Annotated in this window: 13 protein-coding genes and 3 pseudogenes; 4 read left to right on the forward strand and 12 right to left on the reverse strand. The window is 36.7% G+C overall.

What is annotated here, in order from left to right; translation table 11 throughout:
• Positions 1-121: 121 nt before the first annotated feature.
• The 3 genes and pseudogenes from MUB24_RS21435 to MUB24_RS21445 form a co-directional block, all read right to left on the reverse strand.
• A pseudogene (locus tag MUB24_RS21435) lies at positions 122-2,074 on the reverse strand (DEAD/DEAH box helicase family protein); the annotation flags it as partial.
• 26 nt (positions 2,075-2,100) lie between these two features.
• A complete protein-coding gene (locus MUB24_RS21440) occupies positions 2,101-3,261 on the reverse strand; it encodes a restriction endonuclease subunit S (protein ID WP_244707564.1) in 1,161 nt (386 codons plus the stop codon).
• 1 nt (position 3,262) lies between these two features.
• A complete protein-coding gene (locus tag MUB24_RS21445; protein WP_244707565.1) occupies positions 3,263-4,738 on the reverse strand; it encodes a type I restriction-modification system subunit M in 1,476 nt (491 codons plus the stop codon).
• Positions 4,739-5,181: 443 nt separating this feature from the next.
• Here MUB24_RS21445 and MUB24_RS21450 point away from each other — a divergent pair, with 443 nt between their 5' ends.
• The 4 genes from MUB24_RS21450 to MUB24_RS21465 all read left to right on the forward strand — a co-directional run bounded on the left by MUB24_RS21450 (position 5,182) and on the right by MUB24_RS21465 (position 8,769).
• Complete coding sequence (locus MUB24_RS21450; protein ID WP_244707566.1) at positions 5,182-5,373, forward strand: hypothetical protein; 192 nt, start codon at positions 5,182-5,184, stop codon at positions 5,371-5,373.
• Between the two features lie 458 nt (positions 5,374-5,831).
• Positions 5,832-6,245: a transposase gene (locus MUB24_RS21455; RefSeq protein WP_244707567.1), complete on the forward strand. Its 414-nt coding sequence runs from the start codon at positions 5,832-5,834 to the stop codon at positions 6,243-6,245.
• 320 nt (positions 6,246-6,565) lie between these two features.
• Positions 6,566-7,696 carry an FRG domain-containing protein gene (locus MUB24_RS21460; RefSeq protein WP_244707568.1) on the forward strand — a complete coding sequence of 377 codons (1,131 nt, stop codon included), beginning with the start codon at positions 6,566-6,568 and terminating at the stop codon, positions 7,694-7,696.
• 866 nt (positions 7,697-8,562) lie between these two features.
• The gene (locus tag MUB24_RS21465; RefSeq protein WP_244707579.1) at positions 8,563-8,769 is read left to right on the forward strand and encodes a hypothetical protein; all 207 of its coding nucleotides are present in this window, start codon (positions 8,563-8,565) and stop codon (positions 8,767-8,769) included.
• Positions 8,770-8,837: 68 nt separating this feature from the next.
• Here the strand turns inward: MUB24_RS21465 and MUB24_RS21470 are convergent, their stop codons facing one another.
• From MUB24_RS21470 to MUB24_RS21520, 9 genes and pseudogenes are all read right to left on the reverse strand, one after another.
• A complete protein-coding gene (locus MUB24_RS21470; RefSeq protein ID WP_244707569.1) occupies positions 8,838-9,140 on the reverse strand; it encodes a nuclease domain-containing protein in 303 nt (100 codons plus the stop codon).
• A gap of 53 nt (positions 9,141-9,193) precedes the next feature.
• Positions 9,194-13,594, reverse strand: a complete 4,401-nt coding sequence (locus MUB24_RS21475; RefSeq protein WP_244707570.1) for a coiled-coil domain-containing protein — start codon at positions 13,592-13,594, stop codon at positions 9,194-9,196.
• Positions 13,581-14,321 carry a DUF6063 family protein gene (locus tag MUB24_RS21480; RefSeq protein ID WP_244707571.1) on the reverse strand — a complete coding sequence of 247 codons (741 nt, stop codon included), beginning with the start codon at positions 14,319-14,321 and terminating at the stop codon, positions 13,581-13,583. Before MUB24_RS21480 ends, MUB24_RS21475 begins: the two co-directional genes overlap by 14 nt.
• Positions 14,321-15,823, reverse strand: coding sequence for a replicative DNA helicase (locus MUB24_RS21485; protein ID WP_244707572.1), 1,503 nt, complete (start codon positions 15,821-15,823; stop codon positions 14,321-14,323). The genes MUB24_RS21480 and MUB24_RS21485 overlap by 1 nt, the downstream gene beginning before the upstream one ends.
• Positions 15,805-16,827 carry a Wadjet anti-phage system protein JetD domain-containing protein gene (locus MUB24_RS21490; protein ID WP_244707573.1) on the reverse strand — a complete coding sequence of 341 codons (1,023 nt, stop codon included), beginning with the start codon at positions 16,825-16,827 and terminating at the stop codon, positions 15,805-15,807. Before MUB24_RS21490 ends, MUB24_RS21485 begins: the two co-directional genes overlap by 19 nt.
• A gap of 627 nt (positions 16,828-17,454) precedes the next feature.
• Positions 17,455-17,634 carry a hypothetical protein gene (locus tag MUB24_RS21495; protein ID WP_244707574.1) on the reverse strand — a complete coding sequence of 60 codons (180 nt, stop codon included), beginning with the start codon at positions 17,632-17,634 and terminating at the stop codon, positions 17,455-17,457.
• 681 nt (positions 17,635-18,315) lie between these two features.
• A pseudogene (locus tag MUB24_RS23775) lies at positions 18,316-19,340 on the reverse strand (IS630 family transposase).
• 209 nt (positions 19,341-19,549) lie between these two features.
• Positions 19,550-19,747: pseudogene (locus tag MUB24_RS21515) on the reverse strand (SDR family oxidoreductase); the annotation flags it as partial.
• A partial coding sequence (locus MUB24_RS21520) for a hypothetical protein (protein WP_244707578.1) occupies positions 19,684-19,863 on the reverse strand: 180 nt, incomplete at its 5' end. The pseudogene MUB24_RS21515 and the gene MUB24_RS21520, both read right to left, overlap by 64 nt.

The raw sequence follows: 19,863 nt of genomic DNA on the forward strand, positions 1-19,863 counted from the left end.
GAAAACAGCAACGCATCCTTTTTTATACAAAAAAAGGAGTAAAATTCAACTTTTCACAAAAAAAATAATGCCCTTATTTTTTGTTCATACACCAAAAAATGATACAGCGCAAAAAGCTCCTATAGTCTACTTGTTGACAAAACTTGCCGCTATAGTGCGGATATAAATGATTAAATCGATCAACAATATGTTCTGCATGTTTTGCGTTCTTAGCAAAAATAATTGTCTTGCCGATTCGATCGCCACCAGCTACTTTAATTCCCTTTTCCATCAATTCATTCAATACATGATCGACAGTATGGTTGTTAAACAGCCACTCATTTAGTGCTGAACCACTGATATAGTCAGAGAATGTTTCTTCCTCATCGAACGTCTCCTCATACATTTGCTTTTCTTCTTCGGATAGATCATCATAGTAAATTCCGTCTTCCATAAATTTAGAAACAGACTCTATTGTTCTGTAATCGACTAAATACTTCTCTTTAATTGCTTGTTCAAGTTCATAAGCATATGTCGGATTTCCTGATTCAAGACCGAAAATCTCGTATGTATTGAAATCTATTTCATCCTTGGGAGTTGCCGTTAATCCAACGAGGAGGCTATCAAAGTAATCAAAGATAGCACGGTATTTCTTATAGATACTTCGATGGCTTTCATCGATAATAATTAAATCAAAATGCCCTGGCGTAAATAAAGTTTTCCCGTCCTCACGCTTCGTTCCATCAATTGCATTCATCATTGTTTGATAGGTAGAGAATACTACTCTAGATAACTCTGGGCTCTCTTTATCATCTAGTAAATTACATAAACTAAGTGATGGTACTAAATTATTAAAGGAGTTTTTTGCCTGTCTTACTAACTCTTTTCTATCAGCTAAGAATAATACGTTCTTTACCCAGTTATGACGTACTAGTACATCTACAATCGAAATAGAGACTCTTGTTTTTCCCGATCCCGTCGCCATTACAAGTAAAGCTTCGCGTTGTTTCGATTCAAATGCTTCACACACATTTACAATGGCTTCTTTTTGATACACACGGTTCGTTATGTCATCTTTTATTTCGATATTTTGTAATGAACGTTTTAACTGTCTACGCTCCACTAACTTTATTAAATCAGGCTTGGAGTACACACCAGAAACTTTACGATCTGGATATTCTGTGTCATCCCAAACCCTTGATTCAAAACCATTTGTTAAAAAGATAATAGGCCGTTGACCATGCATAGCTTCCAAACAGTCAGCGTAAAGTTTTGCTTGTTGTTTTCCTTGATTCACACTAACTGAAGTTCTTTTTGCTTCAATAAGAGCTAGAGGCTTGCCATTATCGCCAAATAATACATAATCAACATACCCGACACCTTTTGCATTAGGCATACCCGTTACTTTATATTCGATTAAAATATCTTTATCAAATGTCCATCCCGCTAATTTCAAATCAACATCGATATAACGTTTCCGTGTCTCATATTCAGAAATCTTATCCACTTTAAAGTCATAATCTTTTTCCTGTTGATTGTGGATACGGGTCTCTGTAACTTGTTTTCTAAGCTTCTCGTTTTCAGCAATCATGTCTTCTAATTTACGATCTTTTGCGCTTAGTTTTTCAAATAAATCTTGATATTCTTCTTTTCGCTTCCGAGTTTCGCTACCTGTTAATAACACTTCTTCATTAAACGCTTTGGCTGTATGCTCAACGGAATAACAATAATCAATCCAACTCACAAACTCGTGCAGGTTTCGTAAAGAGGTGATGGCTTCCTCACGGGAAATATTTGAATTTGTATGCACAGCCACATTACCCAATTTCACAATATAGCGAAGTAAAGGGAAAAGGCCATCATCAATAATATCTCTAAATGTTTGTTCGTGTATTAATGCTGATAATCGATCATCGTAAGGAAGTTTTAACCCTTCGTCAAAGCTATAAGTCCATTTCACTGCAAGCTCTAAAGCCCTCCTTGACAAAATAGCTGTCGTAGCAGGGCTGATTTGTAAACTTTTCTCGGCTTCAAGACAAGCACTTGAAAAGGATTTGTATTGATCTTTTTCTTTTAGAAATTCAAAGTTGGTCAATTGTTGCACCTTCTTTCGTACTTTAGTTATACTTTCATTCCTTCTTTGAATAGTTCGCCGTTGAAGGCTTTGTGTATTAATGAATCGTATAGCAATTCAAAATTAATTCTCTGTTCATTTATCTTTTCCAAACTTTTGTTGATATTATTGATTTTTCTTGAAAACTCTCGTTGTCTGTGAATATCTGGTATTGGTGCTTCCAATTTTTTTAACTCATTGAAATTTAAATTATGCGCAGTAACTGACCGGACCTTAGATAGCAATGATCTCTCCATAGCTTTAAAATAATAAAAAAGATAGTCTGTTGTAACTTGAGATTCATCGATTACAAATGCTTTCATATCTTGATTTATTGTTACATCTTTAGTATTAATAGCTACAGGAAGTGTATGTTTCAAAATACCACTTCTTATAACTATAAGAAGTGAGTTTTTTGGCACTAATTTAGCAGAACTGTTTGCTATTGCTTCTTCATTTATATAATCAGTAGTATAATTTATGTGTTCCCTTTTCATATCTTTTGGTGTCACCCAGGGTATATTACCAATATAGTATTCAGGATTTTTTTTGGATGGAGTTCCCCCACCTATAATACTAATACATAATTCATCTATTCTTTTTGTTTCATAATTATTAGCATTTATATTGGGATCCCCAAACATATCCAAGAAAATACTTTCTTTTAAAGCTGATAAAGCTTCGATTTGTTGTTGCCTTAATAATTTTGTCTCTACTAACCGATTTAAAATCTCTACAATTTTGTTTTGAATGTTTATAGAAGGTAAAGATACTTCGATAGATTCCAATACATTTCTAGAGACGTGAGGTATAGTTGCTCCAGTTGTGTTTTCCTTTAAGTAATTTTCTTTGGATTTTAAATAATATCCGATGTAATGAGTATTTACAGAGTTTGGATCCATACTTTCTTTTAAACGAAGTCTACCCAACGTACTTCCTAATGCGCCGCTTACGTTAAATCCAACTGTGCCGGCATTTGCACCATCCCAGGCAATTACTAAATCATTATTATTAACTAGTATATTTTTTTCGTGCTCTTCACACAACTTAAGGTTGTTATCATTCCTAATATCTTCTATTTGAATATATCGTACTCCTACATCATTATTCTCTTTTTCTTTGCGCCCTTTTTTTATATCAAATAAGTCTTTGATTAAAAATTTCCTCATATTATTCAAATTCCTTTAACTCATCATTAATTTGATCAAGGTTAAGTTTTATTTCCTCTTCCAACGAGAGTATGGTTTTCATTAACACTTTAGGATCTTCATACTCAATCTCTTCATACATAACTTCTTTATATTTATTAATCGACAAATCATAATCATTCTCTTTAATCTCTTCAAAAGGAACGAAGAACGACTTATCTGTTCGTTTTCTCTCCTTTTCTTTATTTAAACTATGAAATCTTTCAATAATATCCGGAATATCATTCTTCTCAATAGGACTTCGTTTATCATCTAATGAAAACCCATCACTCTCCATATCATAAAACCAAACATGATCTGTTCCGCCAGACCCTGTTTTCGTAAAGATGAGCACTCCTGTTGAAACTCCTGCATATGGCTTAAATATTCCGCTCGGCATACTAATAACAGCTTCTAGTTTATTGTTTTCCAATATTTCTTTTCGAATTGCTTTATGGGCATTAGATGCACCAAATAAAACACCATCAGGTACGATTACTGCTGCACGTCCGCCTTTTTTTAGTAGGCGTAAAAATAAAGCTAAGAATAGCAATTCTGTTTTCTTTGTTTTCGTCACTTTTAATAAATCATCTGACACTGCATCATAATCGAGTGAACCAGTAAAAGGTGGATTCGCGAGTACTAATGTATATTTTTCTTGCTCTTTATTTTGCTCGTTTAAGCTATCTTGATAACGAATATTAGGATTATCAATACCGTGAAGCATCATATTCATCGTACTAATTCTTAACATCGTTGTATCAATTTCAAACCCATTAAACATCGTATTGTGGAAATGTTCTTTTAAGTCCCTCGTGTAAAACAAATCGTTATGGTTTTTTCTTAGATATTCACTAGCCGATACTAGGAATCCTGCCGTACCTGCCGCTGGATCAACAATCGTATCTTGCGGGGTTGGCTTCATTAGCGCAACCATCATATCAATAATTTGTCTCGGGGTTCTAAATTGTCCGTTTGTTCCAGAACTCTGTAATTTTGATAGTAGATACTCGTATAGGTCCCCTAATGAATCAACTTCACTGTCAGCACTCGTTGTCTTCGGAAGATCACTAATACCTGCGACAACTCGAGATAATAAAGCCGGCGATGGGATTACAAACACGGCATCTTTAATGTGCTCTGAATAAGCAGAACCATCTCCACCCATTCCTTTAATAAATGGAAATACTTTCTGAGAAACTACTTCAAACATTTCTTCCGGGCCCATTTGTGAAAATGTGCTCCATCTTAGTTCAGGTTGATCTTTAGGAAAAATCCCTTCATAAGGAGTTCCCAGTAATTCCGAATCCATTTCTCCTCTCTTTTCACGATCGTCTAAACCTTTTATATAAAGTAAATATGTAAATTGTTCAATAACGGTAAGTGGGTTTGTAATTCCACCCGTCCAAAATGATTCCCAAATCTTATCGACTTTGCTTCGTAATTCACCTGTAATCATGATTATTACTCCTCATTTCTTTTATAAACATATTATACTACACTTTAATATTAATTCGATTTAAGAGATACCTTGCATTGTAAATAACAAGCCGTACATACCAAATCGGGCAATATAATGCTCTTGGTTCCCAATTATTCATAATGCAAAACCCTTACACTTACCCACTTATTATATCGTGAAACGGATAATGAACACACATTTTCAATACCCGCTTCCGATATAGAATTACCACCCTATCTATATCAATTTTTTTGCCTCTATTTATGATACGGCTCCCCCCTCATAATCCTGAACAAGAATATTATCACTTTTTATATTTACATCTAAAAGGCGCTCAAGATAATGCTAATGAAGCGCAATCTGTAGGGTTTCATCCATCGGCCACCGGAAGGAAACCGCATCCATTTATGCCTTTCTTCCGTGCCTTTGAGTTGGCGTCGTTGCAATATATTGAAGTGATGGTGGAAAGCGTATATTTACAGGTGATATCGAATCCGTTATTTGCTAAAATGTGCAGATTTGAAGAAAAGCTTCCAAGCTATCGTTCCTTCGCCCGTTTTGATCAAATTATGACGAAATATGCTCTTTGGGAAAAGGCCCGGCAGTTGATGGTTGAATATAATATAATATAAAAGAGGGCGTTGTTGAAAGATATGAAGAGGCAATTGCTGTGGATAATACGCATGTTGAGGCGGAATCAACACTGAATAAAACAATGAAGACGTGCTCCTGTGAAGGCGTATGTGATTGTCCAGAAATTCCGACGGATGACAACGTGGGAGTTATGCGTAAAAGCAATGCAGTCTCCTACATTGCACATAAGCTGTCCATGGTGTGCGGTGTGGAATCGGTTTGCCATTGACGAGAAAAATATGCAAAGGAAATACCCATGATGGCAAAACATTGGAACCCACTTCCTAGCTGATGGGATCTACCAAACACCGGAAAATCAGGAAATGACAAAAGAGGTAGTACAAGCGAAACTGGTGGCCCCCATCAATCCGCGCAACCGTAAAGATAAATCAATGATGCTCAAGGTATTGACATAATCGACCGTTACGGAACTCCTGTCCGCATTAGTGGGCATAAGATGGAACTTAGGGGATCGGATCGGGAAAAAGAGCAATATATTTTCACATGTCCTGTGTTCCATTCAAAAGCCAAGCAGGATGGCCCCACTTGTCCATTTGCGAAACATGTGGAGTGTTGTAATGGGGCTACGCAAGGCAGAGCCTTTAGAGTCGGCTTTAGTCTAACGCCACAAGTGGACCCGGAACTACCTCAACATAGCCGAACGTATAAGGCGTTATATAGCAATAGAACGATAATCGAACGGATATTTGGTATCATGACAGATGGTTACAGTCTGCGGCGCGTTCATAAACGTGGAAAGCAAGCCGTTGAGGCTCATGTAGATCGCTGTATGATGACCATGCACATTATGGCAAAATGGCGTACCGCCAAACAGGCGAAATCAATATTGGATGGACAGGCAACCGTTTGAAAGGGGCTAATTAATTTTATTCACAGGTGGATATGTGAATAAACGGCCATTTCCCTGTTCTTTTATCCACAGGTAACAATAAAAAACGGCCATTTTGTGAAGGTAGGATACGTATGCCTTTTTTAAGTAGTATTCGTCGTTTTTTCCCATTATTATCTTTTACTTAGTGTACATTTTTGAGTGTAATGATAGCATTGAAGATGAAGATATTAAATAAACATTGTTGTATCATTTTACTCTCTGGATTATTTACGTTTTGTGTGAGTATTACATATTTTTGTAGTTTGTAACTATAAGTTTATAATAGTATTAAAGTAGAGGTGATTAAAATTATAAAAATTGAAATCGCTTATGATTATAGTGTTAGCAGTCTAAAAGATTATATTGAAATAATAGAAAGTTTAGAAGTAGATCCAGTAACTGAATCAGTTTCACCTATTATATATAGAGGTGAATCAGAAAATTTTTATGAAGAAAATAACAATATACCAACTTTTAATGCATCCGCTTTTAGGGAAGAACCAACTGAAGGATATAAAACAGGAATCAAACTTCCTTTTCAGAAAAATATTGATGCTTTCAGATACGAAGTATGGAATGAGATTGGAAATGATACCAGGGGACATTTTTTAGCTTATTCTCAACATCACGGCATAAAAACAAACTTATTAGATTTTTCGCAAAATCCATTAGTCGGATTATATTTTGCAGTAAGTAATCAAAAAGATGATACAGGTTATGTATACATATTTGAATCACCAGTTCTAGATATTACACCTTTCTTTCAGAAATCAGATGAAACCAACATATTAGATATTATATGTAGTAATGAAGATGAAGTTGTTGACCACTTAATTAGATACTTTTGGGGGATTGGCAGTGAAAGTAACGAACTTTTAGAAAGGTATTTTTATTTAATATGTCAAGATTTCCATAGACTGGTTAATGATGATGAAACATTAACAATAACCAAGGGTAAGGATGAAGCGTTTTTGGTAGATATGTTACACCATATTGCTATAAATGACCCTAATAAACGTATAATGGATCACTTCGATAATTATAGAACTAATGAACAAAAAGGTCTTTATTATTTTATTGTTTTAAGAGGTTTTATTAGATTAAAAAAACACAGGATATCTCCCATCTCCAAGGAACTATCAGGAATTGTTCCGATGATCTATAAACCCATTATGAACTTTAAAAGAGGAATTAATCAAAATGGATTATTCTTATATCAAAATTATATCATCAGTAAAGGAAATGCTTTATTAGCAACACAGAAAATAGAGCCAACAAAAACAATTAAAGTTACTAATAAAAGGAACATATTGAAGTCATTAGATAGGTTAGGTATTAATAGTAAGTTTATCTATGGCGATCATTCAAGTATTGCGAAATATATTGAAGATAGACATCAAGAAATAAGAAGAATTCAGGAGAGCAATTAATAGAACAATGAACATGATACACCAAAAAATTGGGAAATAATTAGAAGATAAATTATCTAAAGATGATTTAACACAATATAAAACCCGGTTTTTTCTAATAAAGGGGTAACCTATTAAATTAGTTTTCAACAAACGGGTGCGTGCGACAAGTTCTGTGATAAACGCCTTTCGGCGTGAAACACAGGGAATTTATATACCAAATTTCAACTTTACAACGGAGGATAGGAATGATGGAACCATGTTTTCGGAAACTATCCCATTGAGATTCCTGCGTGCTTTTATGAATGACAGTTCATGTGGTACGAAGCTCAGGTAAAGTCGGCAGAAGGAATACCTATTAGTGCGTATTTAAAATTATTGAGTCCTATTTAAAATAATGTTGATATTGGTGTATTTGATAATTGAATTTTGAGCCACTTCGTAAGCGTCAAATAGATGAGTATTGCGGAAAGAATGAGCCACTAGTGCAGCGTTTTGAGCCACCGTTTGCGGATAATAGAGCCAGTGAATGCAAAGGTGAGAGCCAGTATATATTGCTATTGATATAGCAACAATCCCACCACCCTTGACCTTGCTTGTTCCGTGGTAGTGGTTTTAATGGCGAATGGCGAAAAAACAGCCTTTAGGGCTCCAACCACCTAAACAGCGTACCACGGACAATCACTTATCAGTTCCGCTGGCGGGGCCCCGTCCCCATAGCCATCAAGCTAAGTGAAAAGGTAGTTCCGAAAAAATGGCCCTGCTGTTAGCTTGAAGGCTATGGGGGTCTAACTACCTTTTTTATTTCCTTTTATCAAATTGAAAAACAAAAGAAATTAGATAAGGAAGCCAAAGCAACGCTACCTATTAATAGACAAGGTTTTAGCTTGACAACTTTGAGGCTGGCAAAGCCAGCTGATAGGAAAAATGGCGTTCCACGTTCTGTTTATACCACACAGGTGAATGGTGTACCTGTAGATATCGTTTTTGTACGTAATCGAAACAAAAAGAGGGGCTGGCTTACCATTTTAAGTACCGATTGCACACTTAGTGATCAAGAAATAATTCGTATTTGCGGCATGCGTCCTGAATAATGTCGGTACCTTGGCAGCTAGCACTGAAGAACAATCAGCTGGCTCCTGTCCCAGTGAGTTTCGTTTGATTAAAGGAATTCTCTCACACATTCTTCAAGCTTTTCCTTTAATTCATTCAAACCGTTGCCTGGAATCAACTGTAAAGCACCCATGCCATACTTCTCATGATAAGCTTTATCGAAATACTTTATTTTCTGGGCGGCTTTAGAGTTTGTCGGAGTTACAATATATACATTTTGCACAGCCCTTTCTCCTATTTTGCTGTGAATGATCCCATCACGATATTTATGCATTTCACCAAGTGCAGTTCCAAGATTATCTGCAACACGGTATTTGGGATCGAATATTAAAATAATATTTTCCCATGGCAAAGATCTGTTCCAATACTTAGACGGTAAGAAGGGTACCGAAAAGGGTTAACCCATCACTCCCCAAACAAATCAAGCTGCTCCGTCTGACCCAATCGATTGATCACGGCTGGCTCATGATCTTGAAAGTAGGCGTGATGCAACCATTTTTCTGTTGTCATCACCTTCTTGCTTGCCTCTTTTGATGCACGTAATCGGCAGCTATAAATAATCGGAAAATAATCTTGGAGAAACTTTCCTTCTGCATGCGCAGTTAAAGCAATCATTTGAAAGCCCAGCTGTTCTGCGATGAAAAAGACGGGACTTAACACATGTTCACTGGATGCTTCTCCAAATGGATTATCTAAAATAACTGACCTGTTCGTTAAGTTTGCCTTTTTCTTCTCTGCAACATATTTTAAAATCCCTAAGAAGAGCGTCATATTTTTACTCCACTTCTCTCCTCCAGACCAGACATTGCTTTGCTCCCATGAAAACGACCGTGTAGAAATTTGATTATCATTCGTAACTTTACGACAGTGAACCTTCAGGACATCCCGGTCCATGACAACCTTCAGCAATTGCTTCGAGCTGAGCCATCTTTCTAAATCGGTGCGTATTTTGGGTGTATCCTGATGACCCTCATCGTTACGATATTTATCATTTTCTAACTGTTTAATGATCCACTCCATATGATGACGAATTCTTAGTTTTCCATCCTCAGGTTCCCATTTTGGTATCGAAAAGCTATAAATTTGTTTCCAGTCATCCGCCTTTACTCGCGTTTTCTTTGGAATTTGTTCGAGTTCTTCTACTAATGTTTGTAGATGTGTGTGAATTTGATTAATAAAAAGCTGTAACTCTTCATCACTTTTACGGATATGTTCATTCGCATATTTTGTGATTCGCTGTATACTTGTAAACATATTCTGTTTAAAAGTGATAACATCTTCATATGCTCTTTTTTGTTCCACGCCTTGAATGGCCATCTGCTGTAACTTTCGATCTGTAATATGATTACGGCAAAAAGCGCGAAACCGATCCTTTGCTGCTGTTATATGCTCTTTTTCCTCTTCAACAACCTGCTTCTTTTCTTTTAGTTCTTCTGTCATTTCTTCTGCAAAACGTACGCAATAATATTGAAAGTCGATTGCTGCTTGTTCGCTTAGTGAGATACTCGTGATGCCAGGTGCATTAAAATGATATCCTTCAATGAACTTCTCGAGCAGCCGCTCCGCTTTTTCAAGGTGGTGAAGCTCCTTACCAACGCGTTTCATCTCTTGATTAAGGTAGTCTTTAAGCTTTAGAAGCTCAGTTTCTTCTGTTTGTAGTTGTTGTTTGACGAGCGCTAATTCTCCTGTAAACAATGTGATGCTATCGTTCGGAAATTTTTCTCGAAAATCTTCTTTTGCTTGTGAGAGTAATGCTTTTTTGATTTCCTTGACTCGTTTTGCTGATTGATATTTTTCCATGGTATTATTCAATTCAGCTTTAGCAGCCTGTAATTGTTTTTGTAGTTGTTCGATATATTGGTCTCCATCTGCTGGGAAGGTTTGTGATTTATCAACAAGAGGATAGGCTTGTTCAATTTCTTCCATCCGTTCCATGGCAGTCAGGATACGTTGACGCTCCGTTCCCTGCTTCGCTTCCCATTCGCCAATTTGACGTGTAATACTTTCCTTTTGCAGTTGCAATTCTTTCCGCTTTGTTAAAAGAATTGTAATGCTTTCATCCGTGTATCTAACTGGCAAAGCCGCAACCTCTTGATAATACGGATTACCTATAATCTTTTGCCGCTCTATTTCTAAATTGCCGATACGTTCCGTTTTCTCATCAACGTCTTCTTGATAGCGCTTGATTGAACGCTTCGTCTGCTTTACTTTTTGTTCTGCATCTTGCATTTGACCTTGATATTTCTCTGCATCCTGCTCATACTTTTTTATTTCATTTTGATAGAGGATATATTGCTGTCCATCACGGAGTTTATTTTCTAATCCGGAACGCTCTCCCGCTGCTTCTTCAGCACGCTTGGTATTTTTTTCCATCATCCTGTCCATTTCGTCTAACAGCTCATCCACTTGGTTTATGCTTACTTCCAGTTTTTCAGCTTCAGTTTGCATGCTAGACAGATGTTCTTGCCATTCTGCTATCTGTTCATATGGATACTTATTTAAAAAATCACGGAACTGTTTTAACGCTTGTTCCCATTTTTTGATTTCATTTTCAGTGTTTTCTCTTGTTTTTGTAATCTCCTTTGCCTGATCTGTTAAATGTTGCTTCCATTCTGCAAATTGATCGGATTTGAGGTTTTGTCGCCAATGAATTGGTACAATCCAGTCTCCTTTATCCATAGCTGTAATGGCAATTGCTTCTTCTGTCGTCACAACCAACACAGGAAACATGATACGATCAGAGACCAGCTCTAAACGCTCAATTAAACTAGACTTTGACTTTGCAGTTGTAACGATAATGCTGGACCATAACGCCTCCTGCTTCAGCTCTTTCTGCTTTTCTTCAGGAAGCTGCGCAAGATAGTCAACACCCGTTTCGATATAGTCCAGCTGGTTTTTCCACAGTTCCATTTGCTCCGATAAAAATGGATCACTAAAGAAAGTCTCTTGGCCCCCGTAATCATCGACATAACGTAGTGCTACACGTTCTCTGTCAAGCCATTTTTTCCGCTCGATACGTTGCTTTTCCAGGTTGTTCTCCAACTGACCATGAATGGATTGCTGCTGCAAGTGGATACCATCTATATCCTGCCAGGCACTTCTGAGCATCGCTAACGTATAAATCAATTGCTCCTCTTCTTTATGCGCCGTATTTAACTGTTGCTTCACACGCTGCAAATGTAATGCTTTTTGTTGTTGTGTTTCTTGCAGTTGCTTTTTTTCTTGATGCTTTTCTTGTACTTCTCGTGCTAACCTTTTTCTTTCTGCCTTCAGATGAATTAATTCATCATCTAAGGCCTGGTAACGTTCTTCCCATTTTGGCAATTGTTCCTCTACTTTTTCCTGTTCAGGATTAGACAGAAGGGATTGACGCAGCTTTTCACTATCTTTTTCACGGCTTTCAATAAACGAATGAAACTTAATTATTTCATCATTCATTTTTTTCTGCTTGTCCTGATAATCGATTAATTGCTTCTCTAGTTGTTGAATCTGATCTAGTAACGGGTTCCTTTCTTGCTCTAATCCTTGCTGTTGCTTTTCTATTTCCTCTATTTGGGATTGATATGCGCCATGTAATGTTTGTTCTACTTCATACAATTGATTTTTTAATTCTTCTATATCTGCTTGTTCTTCAAAGGATGCAATTTGTTCTTGAATATAGGTGAGTGAATCTTGTGCTGCTTGTTGTTCCTTTGCAAATTTAGCATAACGCAATGCAGCGTGCTGTCCTTCAATGTTCGTTGTTTTTGCTTTTTGCTCCTGTAAAAGGAGAGTAGTTTTTTCATATTCCTTATCTGCCTGATCCTTTTCTTTTGCTTTTTCCGCAATGCTAAAAGAAGCAAGCTTTACTTGATGCTGATGCTTATCTTGCTGCCAATTCTCCTCCTTTCCGGCTAAAGCTTCTTTTTCCGCTACGTATGCTTGCTTTTGCTTTTCGGTGTGTTCCCAAATCCCTTTTGTCCGCTGCTTTGCTTCATGAAACTGCTGCTCCTTTTCATGAAGACGTTCAAAGGCAGTTGTATATGCGACCAATTCACCTTGTATTTTTTTGTTTTCCTCAATTGTTTCTTTCAGCTTTTGGTAATTTTTAAGACTAGCATAGCGCTGTTCAAACAAAGTGGCAAATAGCTTTTCATCATGACCAACGATAGCATCCTCCACTGTTGGAATCAAAAGGCGATCAAACAGCTGGTTTGTCGTTTTGCACGCTTCAAAAAAAGCTTCTACGCCGCCTTCTGAACTGTTAATTTTCACAATGCTTTCCCATTCCGTACCAATGATTTGGTAATTATCCTCTATATACTGGCGATAGCTTTTAATTGTTGTAAATGTATTGGCAGACAAGGATTTATCTTTCATCATACTATAGTAATCCTGCATTTCACCACGATCGGCAGGACGCTTCCCACCTTGCACCTGACGCACAAAAGGTATCTCCTCAATCGCATGGGGATCGCCATGCTGGTATTCATACACATAGCGAAGGGATTCAACACCATGCTTATTTGTGAAAAGTGTGACTGCTGTAACGACATAACGTCTTGGCTTCTCATTAATAATCCATTCAACCGCAATATGAGCAGGTGTGCTTTCTAGTGCCAAGGTTTTTCCTATTTTACGACCAGCAAGTTCAGTATGGGGGATCATTGCCTGAATGGCTGTTTGAATAAGCACTGTTTTCCCACCGCCGTTTTCTAATAAGATCGCTCCATTGTAGCCATCAAATAAAAATAATTCATCATTATATCGTTTATTCCCTTCTTCATAAATGACATTGGCTAACCGAATTTTACTAATCGCCGGCATCTAATTTCTCTCCCTCCATATCATAAATAAATGTCAGAATTCCCTTGTTATATTCTACTTCCATGAAAAATCGCTGAATAATAGTTTTTGCTTTTTCCGTTAATGCTATTTCTTCATTGCCAAGGTCCTCAACTAAATCCTGGTCCAGCAAAAAACGCTTTACTGTATCTAAAAAGCTGTAGCGGCTAATCGTATTTCCTGTCTGCCGCTTCGCATTTTCCTTTATATCATTCATATCGCTCCACTTCTCGACAATTTGCCTCCAGTTATAGGAAAACTCACTTTCCATCTGCTTTAAATCTTTTTCATCCAATGCTTGCAACTGGTCAATCCGTTCTTGAATTTGGTAAATCCATTCATCTATACGCAAAAAGTCACGTGTTGGCCGTCTGGTTTGATAGGAATTATAGAAAGCACCAAATAGAATGATGGTAACAAAATAAAGCAAGTAAATATCTGCATTCGTTGCGCCAGAACGTAGATAATGCCGCTTAATCCAATCATTGCTTACATGAAAGCTTGATAATTTCGTTTCAGGAATTAAATATAAATGCTCACTCGTATTGACAATGACAGCATCTACTTCTTTTGCATATAAATCTAACAGACTACGAATATCATCATCTGCCCGATATAACTGAACTGCCTCTTGATCAGTGACAGACGTGCGCGCTAATGTTGTATATATACGAAATGCCTTGATTACCTTATCTTCACTGTAATGCACTAGGATTCCTCCAATCGAATTATCATCTCTTGAATGGAATAACGTTTATATCGATTTAGCACTTCTTTTCCTTCTGTGATGACTAACGTATCATCTCCAAGCAAGTACAATGCCTCTGTTAACAACGATTGGCCATCCTCATCATGATCCATATCCCCTCGTGCTACTGGTGAACGCTGATGCAGAATTAACCAGAATTCATAAAAAAATCGCGTTGTATAAAGCCCCGATTGATTTGTCTCTGTTAGATAGTCAAAGAATTGGGATAGTGTTACTTCCTGCTTGTCGCCTATAAATGCTAAAATCTCTTCCATTATTTTCCTGTAGTGTTTTCTCAGCTCTTTTTCCCGGACATCCTCGTCAGTACTGTTCTCTGCTTCAATCATTGTCATTTGCTTATCCGTTTGTTCGTCTTCTCTAATATTCTGGTCCGCAAAAAGCGAAAGCGGCGACCAGACCCTTTCTTCTTCAACTGTCAAGAATGGGTGCAGCACACCTTTCATTGTCTCTAGCGGAAGGGGGACCGAGATAATACGTGATGTAATTTCATAATCAAAATTAAATGCTTCAATTCCAGTATAATACAGTGATTCTTGTGCGGTAATTAATGTAGTATTTTTTAATGATAAAGTTTGTTCCAGCAGTCGAGAATGGTCATAATGCACTTCCTCTAATTCTCTTGTTATGGTAAGGATTAAATCATATGTTTTTTGCTCTTTTCGATGGATATCCTTCGCATAGAGTCTTTCTTTCGTTTCTTTTACAAATTGCCTAAGCTCTTTAAATTCATCATCTTCATGCTGCAGCCGGCTATAGCTATCTTCTAGTAATGCCTTATATCGGTCAAAGGTTTCTTCAGATACGATGCTACGCTGAATTTCCTGTTTTAATGCAAGCATCCGCTCATCAATATTTTCAACGGCAACACGCATTTCGTTAATTTGTCTCAGTGCACCGTTGAATTCGCCACGTTCCAGTTGTTTTCGGAGCATTAATTGATTAATCGATAACTGAAATTCACTGTAAAATTCCTTTGTTGCAAAAACAAGTTCAAGCCCATCATCATCCAATGTATAATATTGTTCATTTTTCTCCTGATTAAAGCCATTTGTTTTTAAAATGGAATACTCAATTTCCTCTTCCTTGTTTGTTTCCCAGTTATAGAAAGGATAGGTCCTTTTAATTCCTGTACTTGGACGAAAGTTGTCGATAAGTGTTCGAGCAAGGTGTTGATAATCATTTGCCCCCAGGTTGTACTGATCAATAGTCACCTCTTGAATAAAGGCAGCTAATTGCTTTGACCCTGTTTTATATTGGCGCATCAGCTTTTGTTCAAAGAAAAATAACAGCGTCAACAGCCCTAAACCCTTCATATCAATATACTTTCCGCTTCTATCCTTTTCTCGTTTACGTTCTAAATCTGCTAGAGGGTCAAATAATGCAAGTCGGCGTATTCTTTCATGATAGCCTGCTGTAATTGTTGCTAGATCATGTCGTACCAATTTGTCTCCTCCCATATTTGCTTTAGTTCCTTTGCTGCTAAAATCTCTTGAGGATAATAATAGCCTTCTTCAAGTAATTGTTTTATTTGGAGTCGTTCTTCTTTGCTAAACGACTGGAAAAATGCTTCCTCTGCCTCTGTACGCTGCCTTTGATATCCTTTTCCCTTTGCCGGCTTCTTCTTCATACATGCATGGTAAAAAGGCAGAGCCAATCGAACATTAATCTTTTTCGATAGACTATGCCAAATTGCAATTCCCTCGCGATCCATGTCACCAAAATAGAAAAAGTGATGTGCCGCAACTACCGGATATTGCTGATCAAATTGTTCAATACTTTGAATAATTGCTTTTCCACTCCCATAAATGAGCGTTGCAAAAGCGCTTTGCTTGATTGCTGGCAATATTCCCTGGAAGGTTGTTTTATTCTCAACAATTAAGTGTAATTGAGTTTGATCTTGAATTCTTGCAGGGTTGATTGCATATTGCAATGGCTCTGAAACTGGCATTATCTGCATCTTTTCATATAAATGGATACGTTCAAGCAGTTCTTTTCCTTTTTTCTCCGTAATCCATTTCTCATCCCCAGCAATTTCATAGCTTCTCTCTGGTGCTGGAATGGCTTCAGCAGGAAAACCATTTATACGTATGTATTCATCTATTCGCATTAAATATGGTAAATCTTCATACCATTGCTTGGGATCATGTTGATAGTAGTAATCTAAATTAATATCTGGATGGAATTGGATACGGTATTGTTGGATGTGATGATGATGCTCCTTTTTCAGTTTCGCTTTATGTATACGGTAATGTAAGGCTATAGAAGGTTTTCTTAATGAGCGTCCTCTACTCTTTACCATGGTCAATATCCCTTCATTCTCTAAAGCAAGCACACTCTCAGCAAACGCTTCATAGCTGTCAATGAAAGGAGAGCATAGTTCTTGTAATGCATTTATATCAATTGTTTTCTTGGGGTATAAAGCAAGCGCTTCCCTTATCTCTTTCATTTTTGTTCCATCCTATTCGATAATTCACTCTCCTCTAATCATACCATAATATAGGAATAAAGTGGGATACTCGACGACTATCCCAATACTGCGTAGATACTATACTTTTTCAGATTATTGTTCTCAATAAACCTATCAAAACCATCGAATATTTTTCGAAATTCGATGTTGATTATATTTTTCATAATCTTATAGCCCTTGTCGGGGGCACTAAAAAGAATCCATTTTGATGAAATATCGACCAAAATGGATTCTTAATCAGCAGATTCAAGCTTTCTCCACGTACCAATCAGGTGGTTATGAATTTCGAAATAACAGCTTATTTCTTTTATCTTTCATAACACTTATCTCCCATATCACCAAATTGCCAATTGAGCTCGAAACCGGGAACCCATGGTTCTCTATACTTCCATCAATAATAAATCCTTTAGGATACCTGTTTACTCTTTTCTAACATTTAGATAATTATGAGCAATATGTCCACAACCAACATCTTCGTCTCTTTCCAAATCATCGGAAAACGCTTTAAATTACATTTTTTAAACAAAAAAAAGATTTTTAATCAAAAAAAAGATTTTTAATCATAGATACTTTATGATGATCCCGGACAACTTTTACAGATTTCAATTATTTTTTTTCAAGTTTATTAACTATAAGCATCCCAGGAGTTGCTCCAATAATAAAGCCCATTGTTAATCCTAACACCATGTTTCCGGTAATAGGTACAAAGATAGTATAACCAATGATTAATCCAGCAACAGCAAACAATAAATAAATACCTAGTAATTTTAATTTTGTTATGGCCAATCTCTTCACCCCCCCTTCATTCAACATATGATAAAAAATCCCTACTTGTTCATCTGGCTAATTTTTTTGAATATTACTTATCATTTTATCATATTATAAACTTGATTTGAATGCTCCTTCATACCTTAATGACTGCTAATGCAACCCAATTATTTGTAATTCGTCTTTGTACTTCTAGCCAACGCATCTCATCCCTCCACAGGGTGTTTGTCCACATATTTATGAAATAGATATTAAGTTTTCAATAATACCTTCTATTTACCATTAGCTGCTTTTATTATAAAAGTTGAATACCATTTTGTAGGATCCTAAAATACAGTGGAAGGCCTTCCATTCCCCACTGATTGTTCTGTATTTTACCATGGCCATTACAAATTTTTCCCATTCCCTTATGTTAAGGTTCCCCATTGTATTTCTAAACGAGATATAATAACTTAATTATCATACTAGAATGGCACTTACTCATTTCTCTTGTTTAATGATTTGTTGAAATTATTTATAAGTATATATACGGAACTAAACAATTTGGATCCGCAACGATTTTCTATGTTGGTGACAAAATTCTACAAAACTTAAGCACAATATATCTGCCATTAATAGAGTTTGTCGAATATCGTAATTGGCAATATATTGCTCAATCCGGTCCTGGTGATCTGGCTAGAGGCGTTACTGAACCAATGGTTAAAGCTTAAGACATAGACGATTAACAATTTTCATAGGATCTTTATTGATTTGTTCAATAAATGTCTGGACAGCAGATCTAATTTCTTCTACCGTCTTGTAAAATACAATATAGATAATCGATTTTTTTAACCATCCCCACAGACCTCCAATGAGGTTTAACTCTGGGCTATACGGTGGAAGAAAAACAAGTTGCAGATGATCCTTATGGGCTTCGAGAAAAGGTTGAATCAGTTTTGCATGGTGGATTTTAGCATTGTCTAGTATCATTACAATCTTCTCCCCCTTGTATTTGACTACAACTTTTTCAAGAAAAGATAGGAAAACTTGAGCATCATAGCGTTCTTCTTCTGTGACAAACACTTCGCCTGTTTCGTAATCAAGGGTACCAACTAATTTAACCCCATGATGTTTTCCATAAGTAGGTATCACTTTTTGTTGTCCTTTAGGAAACCACGTATGAGTAAAGCTTGATAGTCCCTGATCATGGATTCATCTTGAAACAAAATTCGATCAATTTCGTCATTCATCATTTTTTTTAATCGTTTCAAATTCTTGTTTGAACGCTTCCTGTTTCTCAGGGTCAGCTTTTGCTAGGGTATACGTTGGCTTTGTGTAACTAAATCCTAAACGAGTCAATAGTTTCCTACACCCCGGTCCGTATAAACAATGTCAAATGTTTGCTTAATCCAATCGCGAACAAGAAATGAGGTCCAGTTCATTTCCGCGGGAAATCCGACATCAGCTGGCTTTTTCTCAACAATTAACTGATAGAGTTCCCTTTCTTGTTCCTTTGTTAGTTGACAAGGGCGTCCGGGAGATTGTCCGGGAACTAACCCTTCCAAACCGTTAGCTTTATAGGCTCTTACATAGTTGCATACGGTTTGCTCAGTACATCCTAAAAGGTCAGCAATTTCTACATAAGTCCGCCCTTTTAAATGCATGAGGATAGCCTGATAACGTTTAAACATCCGCAGATCCCTTAAACCGTGCATACGAGCTTTAACTTCCCGAATTGAATCCATGTTTTCATTTTGGAGAATTTTCATTATGTGTCCGCCTTCCCATAGGTTTTATTTACCTATAAGAATTGGACAAATTTTCCTAAAATCCTTTAATTCCATTTATATAGCTTCACAATTGAGTTTTTTACTTAGATTGGCCCAGTTAATCTTTTGAATATTTAATGTATTACATATTTAAAAATAGCAGGGTTTTTCTCGCCCTTTTATATTTACTGTGCAGTATAGTCGCCATCAACAAGAAGAGTTGTACCATTAAAAAAACTAACGTCATCACTTGCTAAGAAAAAAACTGCCTTTGCTATTTCTTCCGCTTTTCCAAGTCTTCCTTGTGGATGTAGAGAAGTTAAATATTCTTTCGTTTGAGGATCCACCCCTGTGAGTAGTGGCGTGTCAATATAACCAAGGCACCTGCACTGGAAAAGGCGAAAGATCTCATTAAAGAACCTACGAAATATAATAGGGCAACATCGGTCGGTGCTGCCAAATATGTAAAAAATTTAACTTTTGATTCCAAGACAGGTGA

Source organism: Lederbergia sp. NSJ-179 (assembly GCF_022867885.1).
Lineage (GTDB): Bacteria > Bacillota > Bacilli > Bacillales > Bacillaceae_C > Lederbergia.

Bases quoted from the DNA above. Each gene is read 5' to 3' on its own strand.
- MUB24_RS21455 (WP_244707567.1), top strand. From the start codon at position 5,832: ATGGAACTTAGGGGATCGGATCGGGAAAAAGAGCAATATATTTTCACA.
- MUB24_RS21440 (WP_244707564.1), bottom strand. From the start codon at position 3,261: ATGAGGAAATTTTTAATCAAAGACTTATTTGATATAAAAAAAGGGCGC.
- MUB24_RS21445 (WP_244707565.1), bottom strand. From the start codon at position 4,738: ATGATTACAGGTGAATTACGAAGCAAAGTCGATAAGATTTGGGAATCA.
- MUB24_RS21475 (WP_244707570.1), bottom strand. From the start codon at position 13,594: ATGCCGGCGATTAGTAAAATTCGGTTAGCCAATGTCATTTATGAAGAA.
- MUB24_RS21490 (WP_244707573.1), bottom strand. From the start codon at position 16,827: ATGAAAGAGATAAGGGAAGCGCTTGCTTTATACCCCAAGAAAACAATT.